Annotated in this window: 13 protein-coding genes; 8 read left to right on the forward strand and 5 right to left on the reverse strand. The window is 43.4% G+C overall.

Annotated features, from left to right (window positions below; genetic code table 11):
- Positions 1–48 precede the first annotated feature (48 nt).
- Entirely contained in the window at positions 49–1,188 is a 1,140-nt protein-coding gene (locus C8D84_RS01385) for an META domain-containing protein (protein ID WP_109589447.1), read from the forward strand.
- A 195-nt stretch (positions 1,189–1,383) separates the two neighbouring features.
- On the forward strand, positions 1,384–1,941 hold the full coding sequence (locus C8D84_RS01390) for a superoxide dismutase family protein (protein ID WP_109589449.1): 558 nt from the start codon (positions 1,384–1,386) through the stop codon (positions 1,939–1,941).
- A 169-nt stretch (positions 1,942–2,110) separates the two neighbouring features.
- On the opposite strand, the gene topA is transcribed toward C8D84_RS01390, so the two are convergent.
- Positions 2,111–4,777, reverse strand: coding sequence for a type I DNA topoisomerase (gene topA / locus C8D84_RS01395; RefSeq protein ID WP_109589450.1), 2,667 nt, complete (start codon positions 4,775–4,777; stop codon positions 2,111–2,113).
- A 287-nt stretch (positions 4,778–5,064) separates the two neighbouring features.
- Positions 5,065–5,661: a hypothetical protein gene (locus C8D84_RS01400; protein ID WP_109589452.1), complete on the reverse strand. Its 597-nt coding sequence runs from the start codon at positions 5,659–5,661 to the stop codon at positions 5,065–5,067.
- A 501-nt stretch (positions 5,662–6,162) separates the two neighbouring features.
- On the opposite strand from C8D84_RS01400, the gene C8D84_RS01410 reads away from it, so the two are divergent.
- Entirely contained in the window at positions 6,163–6,636 is a 474-nt protein-coding gene (locus tag C8D84_RS01410) for a DUF2799 domain-containing protein (RefSeq protein WP_109589456.1), read from the forward strand.
- A gap of 157 nt (positions 6,637–6,793) precedes the next feature.
- Here C8D84_RS01410 and C8D84_RS01415 read toward each other — a convergent pair whose 3' ends face one another.
- The 3 genes from C8D84_RS01415 to C8D84_RS01425 form a co-directional block, all read right to left on the reverse strand.
- The gene (locus tag C8D84_RS01415; RefSeq protein WP_045444454.1) at positions 6,794–7,195 is read right to left on the reverse strand and encodes an ExbD/TolR family protein; all 402 of its coding nucleotides are present in this window, start codon (positions 7,193–7,195) and stop codon (positions 6,794–6,796) included.
- Positions 7,196–7,277: 82 nt separating this feature from the next.
- A complete protein-coding gene (locus C8D84_RS01420) occupies positions 7,278–7,967 on the reverse strand; it encodes a MotA/TolQ/ExbB proton channel family protein (protein WP_087814411.1) in 690 nt (229 codons plus the stop codon).
- 78 nt (positions 7,968–8,045) lie between these two features.
- Entirely contained in the window at positions 8,046–9,020 is a 975-nt protein-coding gene (locus C8D84_RS01425) for an energy transducer TonB (protein WP_109589457.1), read from the reverse strand.
- 513 nt (positions 9,021–9,533) lie between these two features.
- On the opposite strand from C8D84_RS01425, the gene C8D84_RS01430 reads away from it, so the two are divergent.
- From C8D84_RS01430 to C8D84_RS01450, 5 genes are all read left to right on the forward strand, one after another.
- Positions 9,534–10,583 carry a siderophore ABC transporter substrate-binding protein gene (locus C8D84_RS01430; protein WP_109589459.1) on the forward strand — a complete coding sequence of 350 codons (1,050 nt, stop codon included), beginning with the start codon at positions 9,534–9,536 and terminating at the stop codon, positions 10,581–10,583.
- A gap of 85 nt (positions 10,584–10,668) precedes the next feature.
- A complete protein-coding gene (locus C8D84_RS01435) occupies positions 10,669–11,769 on the forward strand; it encodes an ABC transporter permease (protein WP_095849340.1) in 1,101 nt (366 codons plus the stop codon).
- Positions 11,770–11,885: 116 nt separating this feature from the next.
- Complete coding sequence (locus C8D84_RS01440; protein ID WP_228244396.1) at positions 11,886–12,947, forward strand: iron chelate uptake ABC transporter family permease subunit; 1,062 nt, start codon at positions 11,886–11,888, stop codon at positions 12,945–12,947.
- 100 nt (positions 12,948–13,047) lie between these two features.
- Positions 13,048–13,818, forward strand: a complete 771-nt coding sequence (locus C8D84_RS01445; RefSeq protein WP_109589461.1) for an iron ABC transporter ATP-binding protein — start codon at positions 13,048–13,050, stop codon at positions 13,816–13,818.
- Between the two features lie 35 nt (positions 13,819–13,853).
- On the forward strand, positions 13,854–14,180 hold the full coding sequence (locus C8D84_RS01450; RefSeq protein WP_109589463.1) for a hypothetical protein: 327 nt from the start codon (positions 13,854–13,856) through the stop codon (positions 14,178–14,180).
- Positions 14,181–14,280: the final 100 nt, after the last annotated feature.

Here is a 14,280-nt window from a genome sequence, read left to right on the forward strand (position 1 = left end):
ATAATACCTTATGCTATATTTTAGACAAATGTTGATGTAGTAACGAAAATGACTTTAAACCGCTTAACTCTATCTTTATTGCTCGCTATCTCTTTTCCAGCAGCGCTAATAGGCTGTCAGTCCAATATTGCAAAAGATAACTCTATACCTACTAACTCAATGATGACTGGCTTTAGCACTTCTACCCCAATATCATATCAGCCCATCATAAAAACTGAAAAGCTGGAAGAAAAAATTGTAGTGGTAGCTGATGAAACAGCTAACGAAGTTACGACGCTGCAATGGGCAAGTAATTATCATTGGCAGTTAACACAAGTTGAAGACAAAAAAAGCAACGCTATTAATATTAACACTGACGCGCCGATTACTTTAGAAGTAGCGCCCAGTTCGTTAAGCTTGTTTCAAGGCTGCCAACATTTTGCTATCAGATTCGTATGGATGTCCGCACCGCCTTTTGAGTATGGTAGCGAGCTTAGAGAAAGATCCTCGACCTGCGAAAGTGCTACTGAAAATAAAGTAAGTAACACAAATATCAAAAAGTTATTTCCTAACGATAATAATATTATTAAGTTAGATGTTGAGCTATTACCAGTCGCAAAAATCAAACTCGTTAATACTCAAATGGCATCGAAAAACTTGGTCATTAAAATCGAAAATGGCAATACGTTAACATTTGATGGTACGCCTAGGACATTTAAAGAACCGACTGGAATCCCTATTGATAAGGCATTATTAGAGCACTATGACTGGCGGCTGGTTAGCGCCGTTCATAATACTTTTAATGACAAAGGGCAGGTAATATCTCGAGAGTCTATTGGTCATTTTTATCATCCAGAGTTTCCAGTGTCGCTAAAATTTAGAGGGTATGACGATAGTCAATACGCATTTTTTAGTTCTAGCTGCAATGATATCGGTGGTCCTTATATTTTGATGAAAGATTATACATTGCTAGTTGGCTCGGGACCACAAACGCTCATGGGCTGCGGTGTTACTGGTAATAGAATTGAGGGCGAGCTTGCTAAGCTTATTAGTAATAGCCAGAGCACTCTTAGTTTGAGTTTGCAACCTTCACAATCAATATCGCCAACAGCAGACGATCAGACTGATATGCCTCGCTATAATTTATTGCAAACAATGGAGACTGCCGAAACCTTAGTATGGCAAAACGAAGTAAAGAAAATACCGTGAACAAGTTTCAAACCCATACGATACTTACATTTATTAACCGATTGTTGCGCAGTTGATGAATAACTATATCTAATCCTTAGCTATACTGATGACGACATTAACGAATGTTTATAGAAATCAAAAGATACTTACCTATAAACAAGAGTTAGCTTTTTATCAAAAATAACTAAATATTAAAAATAATTGGAGATAATAATGAATAAGACGATGCTTGCAAGTGCCCTATTATGTGGTTCAGCGTTAGTAATGACGGGTTGCCAAACCGTCGAAGGTCAAATGCAAACTGGCAATCCACTTAGCCAACCTGCCTTAAAATCTACTATCAATGCAGTCGCTGGTAATAAAAATGAAGTGGGTCAAGTATTCTTACGTCCAGTTGATGGCGGCGTACAAGTCTACGGTAAGCTGATGAATTTGCAGCCGGGCAAAACAGTATCATTACATATTCATGAAACCGGTAGCTGTGCTGATATGGGTAAAGCGGCAGGTGGTCACTTTAATCCAGATAATAAACCACACTCTAACCCTGACGACATGAATGGTCATGCTGGCGACTTGCCTAACCTGACTGCCAATGCAGATGGCGTGGCTACTTTTAACTATGTGAATAAGAAAATCTCTGTCGCTGATGCAGGTAAATATAGCGTTAATCGTCTAGCCTTTATCGTGCATAGCGGTGCTGATGACTATACTAGCCAACCAGCTGGTAATGCAGGTGACCGCGTTGCTTGCGGTATCATCGAAAAGAACTAATAGCATCTGAACTTAGCTGTTATTGATATCACAAATATGAATAGCACAAAAAAACCTCTTAGATTCTAAGAGGTCTTTTTTGTTTAAAATTTTATAGCTTAAAACAATATTGGTGATACAGAAGCTCATATATTAACAATCAATCACCAATATAAAAGGTAAAGAAGACTTACTCCTCTACCCACTTGCCATTACGCCAATACACACCCCAACGTGTGGCCTTACCATTTTTCTCAGAGCCGATATATTGCTCTTTCTTCTTACGTGACCAGCGTAGAATGGTTGGATTACCATCTGGATCTTCATCTGGACCTTCAAACAGATACTGGAATTTATCTTCCATTTTATCTTTGATTTGGCGTAGCTCAGCCAGCTTGGGTGCGCGTGTCTCGCGCACTTTCGGGAATTTAGACGCTGCCAAGAACATCCCAGCTGCCCCTTCACGCAAGATAAAGTAATCATCGTGCTTGGTTGATTTCAGCTCTGGTAGATGAATAGGATCCATGCGCGGCGGTGCGGCTTCGCCTGTTTTTAATACTTTACGGGTGTTATCACATTGCTGACAAGCGAAGTAAGGACCAAAACGTCCCGTCTTTAGCTCCATTTGTCCATCGCACTTATTACAGTCAATAGTTGGAGAATCAGAGCCAGGCACTTCGAACTTGCCTTCTTCTAAGACATAACCATCACAATCAGGATTGTTACCACACACATGCAGTTTCAGACCGCCATCGACGATATAGCCATTCATTGCCGTGCTACATTTCGGGCAACGCTTTTTCTCCATCAAATCGCGAACTTCTGCCGCTTCATCATCGCCTTCTGCCTCATCAAGATTGGCAAAAGCTTCTACGGGCATTAAATTCTTAGTGCCTTTACAGCGCTCTTTTGGCGGTAAATTATAGCCAGTACACCCTAAGAATACACCCGTTGAGCCAGTACGTAATTGCATTGGACGATCGCAAAGATCGCAATGCACGTCCGGTACGTCAGTGGGATCATTTGGGCGCATGCCATCTTTTTCTTTGGCACGATCAAGCGTCGTTTTGAAGTCGCCATAGAAATTATCAAGGACATCTTTCCAATCTGTATCGCCTTCTGCGACATGGTCAAGCTTGTCCTCTAGCGCGGCGGTAAAGGTATAATCCATCAAATCTGGAAAGCTTGCGGTTAGTCTGTCGGTGACGATATCACCCATTTTTTCAGCAAACAGACGCTTGTTCTCAAGCTTCACATAGCCGCGATCTTGAATGGTCGAGATGATAGAGGCGTAAGTCGATGGACGCCCGATGCCTTTTTTCTCAAGCTCTTTCACCAAACTTGCCTCGGTATAGCGCGGTGGCGGCTTGGTGAAATGCTGACTCGGATCGAGCTTATCTAGTATTAGTTTATCGCCTTTTTTCACATCTGGTAATAAGGTATCGTCAGTCTTCGCTGGTGGCATAACCTTGGTGTAACCATCAAATACTAACGTACGACCACGTGCTTTTAACTCGACATCATTGGCAGCGACGAATAGATTCACTGACAAGTATTTTGCTGGCAGCATCTGACAAGCGACAAACTGACGCCAAATCAGCTCGTACAGGCGGATGGCATCACGCTCGACCCCTTTAAGCTGCGTTGACTTCATATTGACGTTAGAAGGACGAATCGCCTCATGCGCCTCTTGTGCGCCTTGTTTGTTGCCGTAGAAATTTGGCTTTTCTGGTACGTATTTTGCGCCATAGCTGTCTTCGATATAGCCACGTACCGCAGCAAGTGCATCACCAGATAAGAAAGTCGAATCGGTACGCATATAAGTAATATGACCCGCTTCGTATAAGCGCTGTGCCAAAATCATGGTCTTTTTAACTGAAAAGCCCAATCGTGTGCTGGCTGCTTGCTGCAATGTCGAGGTGATAAATGGCGCACTCGGACGCGACTGCGTTGGCTTCTCTTCACGCTCTTTGACGATAAAGTCACTTGAGTTAAGAATTTCTAAAACTTTATCTGTCTGCTCTTTATTGACGAGCTTAAGCGTTTTGCCGCCTTGCTTGGTCGCCTCTAAGCGAATCGCAATTTGCTCAGCGTCCTCTTTGCTACTGGCAACGTGAGTATCGGCATGAATTTGCCAATACTCTTCTGGTATAAAGGCGCGAATTTCATGTTCTCTTTCTACGACCAAACGCATAGCAACGGACTGGACGCGACCTGCAGAGAGACCGCGAGCAACCTTCTGCCACAGCAGCGGCGATACCATAAAGCCAACGACACGGTCTAAAAAGCGCCGTGCTTGTTGGGCATTGACACGATCGATATCAAGTTTGGAGGGCTGCTTAAACGCATTTTGAATGGCTGATTTGGTAATCTCGTTAAAAACCACACGCTCGTATTTACTGTCTGGACCGCCGATGACTTCTTTAAGATGCCACGCAATCGCTTCCCCTTCTCTATCCATATCCGTTGCCAGATAGATTTTGTCAGCGTCTTTGGCTAAAGCTTTCAGCTCTTTAATGACCTTAGTTTTGTTAGGTAACACTTCATAAACTGCTGCCCAGTCATGTTCTGGATCGACGCCCATGCGCCGTACCAAGGCTTGCTGGGTTTTTTCTTCTTTGCTTAGACTGTCATCTTTTTTGGTCGTTGTTGGTTTTTTTGTACTTTTGCTTGCGCCAACTGGTAGATCACGGACATGACCAATACTGGAGCGCACGATAAAGTCATCGCCAAGGTATTTATTGATTGTTTTTGCCTTGGCAGGTGATTCTACAATCACCAAAGACTTGCCCTTTGGACTGCCTTTGGGATTACCAGCAGCGGGCGCTGGACTTTTTTTGGTTGCGGTTTTTGCCATATGTGACGACACCATTATTATATGAGTAAATTAAAAGTAAGAATAAATACAGCAGCATGGCAATTTATAATTGTGAGTTATAGTAGCGCGGTGAATCATTATAGTAATAGCTGCTTAAAAAAACGTTTATAAAACAAACAATAACCATAAGATAAAGAGTCAGTTATAAAGACGTTACACTGCTAAGCGTTACACTGTCAACTGTAAATGACTGAGAGTTTGCCAAAAGTGCTTGCATATTGCTTATAAATGGAGATTAAAAAATGATTTTCTACCTTGTAGCCGTTTTATAGGCGCTTTTGCATCTCTGACGCCCATTGTTCAAGCTGTTTTTTGAGCACCAACAAATCTGCTTCAATCAATTTTTGCTGATAAGCGGGATTGGATGAAGGACGCACATAAGCGATATCTTCCCAATAAATCACGATACTATTGGCCTTAGTCAGCAAACCTTTAACAAACGGCTCAATACTGACTGGCAAGTCTAGCGGCGCTTTATCCAAGCTAAAATTGGTCTTTTTGACAATCGTATTATTAGTGCTGTTATTAGCACGAATCGCACTTGGAATCGTGAGCTTAACATCATCTTTGGTTGTATCGACAAAACTACTATCTGGTCGCCATTGCCCATCAATCACTTGATAGCGCGTGTGCGGCAGCTGCACATCATCTAACACTAAACAATATTGACCTAACATTCCACGCCCATATTCGTTGTCTTTACCTTTGATCCAATCAGGACAGCTCACCAGCTTTGGATTCAATTGCAAACGACGCGCGGTCATGCGCAGCTTATCCAAACGCTGATCGATACCGTTAGGTTTGAGCGCCATCATACTCCCTAATACAAATAGTACAATGATAACGCCAATGAATGTTCCCATGATGGTCCGGCCTTTTGGATAAATGAAAATGCTACTAAAAAATAAAACCGCTACTATCTATACAACAGGCTACAACAAAGACAGTGATTGCCCAGCTAACTATAAAAAAGCCATCATTGATTGTTTGAGCAGTAACTTTTTAACCAGTCATTTTCTAACCAGTAGCGTTCTAATTAGCAGCTGTTTCACGAATGATTATCTAAATACTGGCTACTATATAGAAGCTTATAATGAGCACGAACCGTTAAAAATCAAGCATGATGAGTTGATAATCACCAACCACCTGCGTTTTCGAATCTCGATGGCTTGGCTATATGTGCTAATAGATCAAACACTTAACTCGAATAAAAAACAGCATAATAAGGAGATACAAAAAGTTGTCAGCATCAAAAAGTGCTATGATAAACCATAATTTTAAACGCGCGCAGGTTTATTATGAATTATCTTCTTAAGCGAAACTCATCGACCGCTTCACTAGCGAGCAAATGTGTCCATAAACTCATGAGTAAAACTGGACTTACCCTTTCGCTAGTAGGCGCTGCCTTATTTACCCTATCAGGCTGTGCAACGACGCAAAATCTTACCCCGCAGCAATGTCAGGAAAGCAACTGGCAAGAAGTCGGCTATGCTGATGGCTTGCAAGGGCGTTCAGGTGCTTATTTCGGTCATTACGCTGATAGCTGCGCAAAGGTAGGTGGTCCCATGCCCAACCGCATACAATGGGAGCAAGGGCGACAGCAAGGTCTCAAAAGCTACTGCACCGAGCTCAATGCTTATAAACTTGGTCGCGAAGGCTACGACTGGCAGCCCGTTTGTCCGCTCGAAGGCATCGAAAAGCTAGAAGAAGCTTACGCGCAAGGACGTTACTACTATATCCGTCAACGTGATCTCGATTACCTACGTTCGCCTTATCCGTTTGGCTACGGGCCTGGGCGCTTCGGTTACGGCTATCATCCCTTTGGCTATGGCTGGTAAAAAGAAAACCCCAATGAGTACTTAATTTGAGGTTTAAGTACCCATTGAGGCTGGAGAAAAGTTTATTATTTTTGTTTTATTATTATATTAGCTACCTTTTTGATGGTTGGCTATCTAGCAAACATCATATGATAATCACGTTTTTTATAGACTCGCCTTATTCATTGACAAAGGCTATCTTTGTAAGTCCTGCTTGACTGGCAGCGGCTAGCACTTGAGCGACCGTGTCATACTTACTGTCTTTGTCAGCACGCAATTGTACAGAAGGGTCTTTACCTCCAGCACTTTGCTGCTGTAACCTTGCCTCTAACTCCTCCATGCTAATCGCATCGCTGTCCCAAAATATCCCTGCGTCTTTATCGATGCTAATTTGAATAGCCTCTGGTGGCGCCTCATTTAACGCAGCACTGGTCTTCGGCAACTCTAATGGCACTGTCGGATTCAGTACGGTCGCCGTCAATAGAAATATAATCATCAATACCAGCATGATGTCGATAAGCGGAATGAGGTTCATCTCACTCATACTTTGACTGTCATCATCACCCAATTGAAATGCCATAATCACTCTCAATACATTTGGTTATTCGCAATATAGCTCGCTTGGCTATCGCCTAACAAACTGCCCCATCAATGGATAGTCGTTAAGGCTGCGACGCGGCTGAACTGTGATAATGAGTCACTCGCTGAGCATCTGCTGTGTTTGAGTGCATACCCTTTGCTAACGAATCTTGGGTAACAGTCGATTTGCTGTCCGTTAACGGCTGCTGGGTAACGACCATTTCGGCAGAACGTGCCAATAAGTCATGCGCTCTATCGTTGGCGTGATACATCACACGGCGATTGATACGCACTGCAAGATTATAAAACACCACGGCTGGAATCGCCACGGCGATCCCCAAACCTGTCATGATAAGTGCCTCACCGACTGGCCCTGCCACTTGTCCCAAGCCTGCTTGCCCACTCATGCCAATATTATGTAGCGCATGAAAAATACCCCATACCGTCCCAAACAAACCGATAAATGGCGCAATTGCGGCCGTCGTCCCAAGAATAGGTAAGCCGCGCTCACTGGCAAAACGGTAACGACCAATATGCTTGAGCAAGATCTGCTCAGTAACCAAACGGCGAGTAGTGGCATCTGCTGCTATCATCTCAGCCTGTTTTACTTGAATCTGCTGACTCAAATCATCTGCAACATTGGCGGCCAATTTGCGGCTTTGTAGCACACGAATGATGCCTGTCACCCAAGAAAGAATAGATAAAGCAAGCAACAAAAAGAACAAAGTTTTTGTCACCATGTCGCTGATTTGCCAGTATTGCATAAAGTCCATGTCAGACTCCTTTGTATTTTATTACCATTGTTCGATTATTTGCGATTGCGCCGATGCTTGGTACTAATAACCATGTATTTATGGCACATTATAAGTAACAGGTAATGTCACATTACCGACGACTGGCACGCCATTTTTAGTAAAAGGTCTGAATTTTCCAGAGCTTACTTGACGCTTCGCCTCTTTATCTACTATTGAATTGCCTGAAGATTGAGCAACCCGGGCGCTATCAATACCGCCCTGCTTATTCACTCTTAATATCAATACCACTTTGAATGTATCACCCGAAGATGCTCTACGAGCGGCTCGAGTAGGAAAGCTAAAGTTTGGCGCTGATGCCCAGTCTGCAGCACTAGCAGTAAAGCTCACGGGTTCATTACTTGCAGCGGCTGCTGCTTTTTGCGCGGCATCTTTAGCCGCTTTGTCTTCTGCTGCTTTTCTAGCATTCGCTTCGGCTTGAGCCTCTCGGGCAGCCTTGGCATCGGCTATTCTCTTAGCGTCTTGCACCGCTCTATCATGGGCTTCTTGAGCGGCCTTTTGTGATTCTACTGCTAGAATCTTACGTCGTTCTTCAGCTTCACGTTGACTATCAGCCATTGAGGTATCGACTTTCGATTCTACTATTGGCTTTTTCGACACCTCTTTTTTAATAATATCCGGCTTCTTTTTTTCTACTTTTACGACAGGTGCTATATCAGCCTTTTTGGCTTTTACCACCGGTTTTTCTGGTGTATTTTGCTTAGCCTTCACTACTGGAGCTACTTTAGGTTTTGACGGTGCTTGTTTTTTAGGTTCAGGTTTTGACTCTGTTTTAGGCGCTGCTTTTTTGGGCGTTACTTCCTGAACTTCTTCTACTTCAGGGACGGCAGTTTTGACAGGTAACGTCACCATCTCTATCTCGATAGGTGGTGTGTCTTTTTTTGGTTCAACTTTTATATCAGGCGTCTTGATCGCCACCAATGCGACTGCCGTCAGCACGTGCAAGCCCACCACTATAATAATAGCTGCGAGTATCAATTTAAGTGGTGGCGCGTCTAAATCCGTTGAACTCATAACACCCTAATATTCATTAACCGAGGTAGAATGGCGTAGATAATAATGCAAACGATAATTATTATCAATAATAAATTTATAATAATTTTGCTTAGCAGGCAAATGATTAGCTAATAATTTAGCGTTATTAATAAGCAAAACCTACTTAATCATTCGACCATCCTTTCTCAAATATCGCTATACAGAGTTATTTTGCCAAGGCCGCCACAAATCATAAATAAAGTGACGTAATAAAAACCATTATCATTTGTATTGATAATGAGTCTCAATTAATTTATCATAGCCCCTAATCGACTGCGAATCTTTAAGATTACAAAATCTCAAGATATTAAGGCATGTTGAACGTCTCAATAGCTAAGCGTAAAAACAACCCATAAAAAATCATAACGTCAAAAGTAATACCGTCGAGCATTGTATGGTGTGAAGCATTACATCGATGAAGTTCTTTTTACTTTTATATGACCGATTATTTGATACATCCTTTGTCCAACCAGCTGATATACCGAGTTATTTATGTCTATTACTTTATTGCCTAACCGCTCTACTCCTTTTTTCAAACGCCCTTTACTGACTGCCATGGTGACCGCTCTGGTTGCTACGATCAGTGTGACAGGTTGTAGCTCACCTGAATCTAACGACTCCGAGCCCGCTGACGCTAAGACTGAAAATCAAACAGCAGATCATGCCTCGAATGTCGCTAATAACGATGCGGTCTCTGTTGAAAAAATCACGGTCGACACGGTAAAAGGTAATGTCGACTTGGCAATGAATCCATCGCCGTTGGTGGTCTATGATATGACGTTGATGCAGGATTTGGCCGCGCTTGATGTTGCTGTCGATGGTATGCCAAGCGGTCTAAAATTAGACAACTTACAGTCTAAGACACAGCCTGAACCAAAAACTGTCGGCACCGTATTTGAGCCAGATCTTGAGGCGTTGAACGCGATGCAGCCGCAAGCTATCTTGGTCGGCTCACGCATGGCAGAAAAATATGATGCGCTGTCCAGTATTGCGCCAACGCTCGACATGACGATTGATACCGCAAATATCTATGAATCGAGCAAGCAGCGTTTGCATGATTTGGGTGCATTGTTCGGTAAGAGTGCTCAGGCAGCGAAACTGCAAGGCAATATCGACGGGCTCATTGATGAGACCAAAACATTAACCAAAGATAAAGGTAAAGGCTTAGTGGTCATGGTCAACGGCAATAAGCTGTCTGCCTACGGCGACAAATCCCGCTACGGTTTTATCCATACCGTACTTGATATTCCAATGGCAGATGACCAAATCGCCGATGCGCGCCACGGCCAGCCAATCTCGTTTGAATACATACAAAAAACCAATCCAGACTGGTTATTCGTCGTCGATCGCAGCGCCGCCATTGGTGAAGATGGCGCGGGTGCCAAAGCCGTATTGGACAATCCACTGGTCGCGCAAACCAACGCATGGAGTAAGAATCAAGTGGTCTATCTTAGCCCAGACTCATATCTTGCCTTTGGTGGTTATTATCAGTGGATGCAGGATTTGACGACCATTAAAGAGGCTTTTGCTAACGCTAAATAAATGATGCGTTAAATAAGCGTCATTCGTTTTTAGGCAACTGTCATCACTGTCAGTTGCCAACCCTCACTTTAAGCCAGTAGCTGATATGCCGTTATTTTCCTCTCGTGCGCAGACCAGCGTTAAAGCCCGCCCTACTTTACCAGCCGCATCAACGAGTTGGCAAAAAAGTGCAAGCCGTGGTCTAAGCTCTAAAAATCGCCGTGCTTCTATACCGCCGTGGGTCATCAACACGGGCAGCCTCATTATTATGGGGCTTTTGGTGTTATTAAGCTTATCAATCGGTGTGGCTGATTTTTCGTGGTCAGGTATATTTCACAGCCTTATCAACCATAGCGCCAACTCCGACAGCTCACTGCTACTGGTCAGTCGCCTACCGCGTACCATCGCTATTATCTTGACCGGTGTTTCCATGGCAGTTGCTGGGATGATTATTCAGGTGGTGCTCAAAAACCGCTTCGTTGAGCCATCGATGGTCGGTGCAACTCAAAGCGCCGCGCTCGGCTTGCTGGTGGTTAGCCTGCTATTTCCAGCCAGTGCGCTCATTGTTAAAATGGGTGTAGCTACCATCGCCGCGGTATTTGGCATGATGCTGTTTATGCTGCTGATCCACCGTATTCCACCGACGGATTTTTTGATGATCCCGTTAATTGGCATTGTCTTTGGTGGCATTATCGAGGCAGTGACGACCTTTATCGCCTATCAAACAGAATCGTTACAGATGCTCAGCGTTTGGCAATTTGGTGATTTCTCTGGCGTCTTAGCAGGTCGTTACGAGCTGCTATGGCTGACGGGCGGATTGTGCGTGCTGGCGTATATCATTGCTGACAAGCTGACCATCGTCGGTCTGGGTGACAATATCGCGCTCAATTTAGGCATCAGCAAACGACAAGTAACATGGGTTGGCGTTGGTATGGTGGCGATGATGAGTGCAGTTGTCGTTGTAACCGTTGGCATGATTCCTTTTATTGGTTTGGTCGTGCCTAATATCGTCAGCCGACTGATGGGGGATAAATTGCGCCGTAGCTTACCAGCGGTGGCATTATTGGGCGCTTCGGCAGTGCTATTGTGCGATATTATTGGACGCTCGATTCGCTATCCATTTGAAGTGCCTGTGGCAACGGTTTTTGGAGTCGTTGGTACGGTACTGTTTTTATGGCTATTATTACGTGCGCCTGCTGAGCAATAAAATAACTCGCCATAAAGTTTTTTATTCATAACGACTGATCAAACCTCTTTGCCTCTTCTCTCTCTTTTATCGTTGTTTTGTCTGATTAGATAAGCCTAGCACTATAGGATTTACGCATGTTTTCACCGTCTAAGCCTAGCGCCGCAGCCAATAACGCTATAGATGACAGTGCTTCAGTAAATAACGACAAAACTACTTTTGGACAAAGTTGTCTTGCGCGACTCTGGACATTTATAGTCAATCACCCAAAATCCATTGCCGCTATCATATTGCTGATCTCAACCATCCTATTTTTGACAGTCAATGTCAACGGGCATTGGGACTTTGCATTGCCATTACGTGGTAAAAAACTGCTTGCATTAATGGTCGTCGGTTATGCGATTGGCGTATCGACCTTATTGTTTCAAACCTTGACGCACAACCCTATCCTGACGCCGTCATTGCTGGGCTTTGACTCGCTATACGTTTTATTACAAAGCCTGTTGGTTTTCTTTTTGGGCGCAATAAGTTTTACCAGTATCAATCCTCTTGCCAAATTCACCCTTGAAATTGTTTTAATGTTTGGCGCATCTTTACTATTATTTCGACTACTATTTTCAAAAAGCAGTCAGGATCTGACGCGACTGATATTGGTCGGCGTTATCTTTGGGGTCTTGTTTCGTAGCTTATCAGCGCTGATTGCCAGATTGATCAATCCTGATGATTTCGTCGTCGTGCAATCTGCCAGTTACGCGCAATTTAATACGGTCAATCCGCAGCTCCTTGGTATCAGCATTATTATCTGTTCCATTAGCGCACTGTTTATCTGGCGCTGGCGTTATCAATGTGATGTATTGATGCTTGGCAAATCACAAGCCATTAACCTCGGTATCAACTATCAACGCCTAGCGTTTGGACTATTAACGGTCATTGCGGTATTAGTCGCCACGGCAACCGCATTGGTCGGTCCAGTGACTTTCTTTGGGCTGTTGGTTTGTGCGCTAACCAATCGTATCGCTCGGCATATGTATCACAGCGAGCGTCTGATATTGGTCAGTTTGGTGGCGATGATTTGCTTGGTACTGGGTCAGACGATATTTGAGCAAATACTGGGCATGGCAGGGGTACTATCGGTGGTCATTGAATTGGCTGGTGGCTTGGTATTCTTAATATTGATTTTTATGACTCAGCGTCGTTAATATCGTACTTATTTAATAATCACTGACCTAGTCGCCAATCATCTAAAAACCATTGATATAGTAATGAAAAATCAGATCCTTTGTAAAAATAAGAACCACTATGATTAAACTCAATAACATCTCGCACCATATTGGCAAACAGCAAATTCTTCATAACATTACGTTGTCGTTACCAAGCGCACAGGTGATTGCCCTGATTGGTCCCAATGGCGCAGGTAAATCTACCTTGTTTTCAGTTATGGCGCGCTTGCAACCGCTACAGTCGGGACAGGTCAGTTTCGCTGTAGATAATGAGGAACGTGATATTGTTAGCTGTCATGCGCGAACCTTGTCCAAAACTGTGGCGATGCTTGGACAAGACAACCAAGTACAAGGACGACTTCGCGTGCATGAGCTGCTGATGTTTGGGCGCTATCCTTATCATCAAGGACAGCCGACGGCTGATGATCAGCAAAAAGTGCAAGAAATTATCGAACGTTTTGAGCTTGCGCCATTAGCCGAGCGTTTTTTATCGACACTATCAGGTGGTCAGCGTCAGCGGGTATTGATTGCCATGATCGTTTGCCAAGATACGCCTTACTTATTACTCGATGAGCCGCTCAATAATTTGGATATGTATCATGCTGGTCGCCTGATGCGTGAGCTGCGCGAATTGAGTCATAGCCAGCAAAAAACTGTGGTCATCGTGCTGCACGATATCAATCAAGCCGCGCAGTTTGCCGATACCGTGGTCACTATGAAAGAGGGTCAGGTGATGGCTGTTGGTCAACCTGCAGAGGTCATCACCCAAGCAACCATGAAGGATCTGTATAACGTCGATGTTACCGTGCTCAATCATCAAGGTCGCCCAGTGATTGTCGATGCGGTTTAAGTACAGAGCTTTGCAAACAATAAAAGGAATTGTTGATGCATAAAATCTTATTGAATCATCGATGGATAAATTACAAAAACTTATCCCTATTAATTTTAACCATTAGCTTTTGCCTATGCCTTTATTACGCTGTGAATAAAGAGATAGCAGATACGCTGTTTTGGTTAGGCATGACTTTGTATGTGCTAAGATTGGTGGTTATTCCGATGGATTTTACTCAAAATATTGCTTCAGTAGATTATACAAAAAACTTTGACGAAAACAACAGATGGCATAGATGGGTAATGTTGGGTGAAAAATTTGCTTTTTTGATATTTACCGTTGGGATAGCCTACAGTATATTTTTGCAATTAAAGCTTTAGTTAGCGATCTTAATAAATACTATCAAAGATAGCCGTACTCTGTAATATTGACGTTACCACCTTGACCTCTGAAGGTTGCATCATCATTATTATGGATATG

The organism is Psychrobacter immobilis (assembly GCF_003148585.1).
GTDB classification, from domain to species: Bacteria; Pseudomonadota; Gammaproteobacteria; order Pseudomonadales; family Moraxellaceae; genus Psychrobacter; species Psychrobacter immobilis.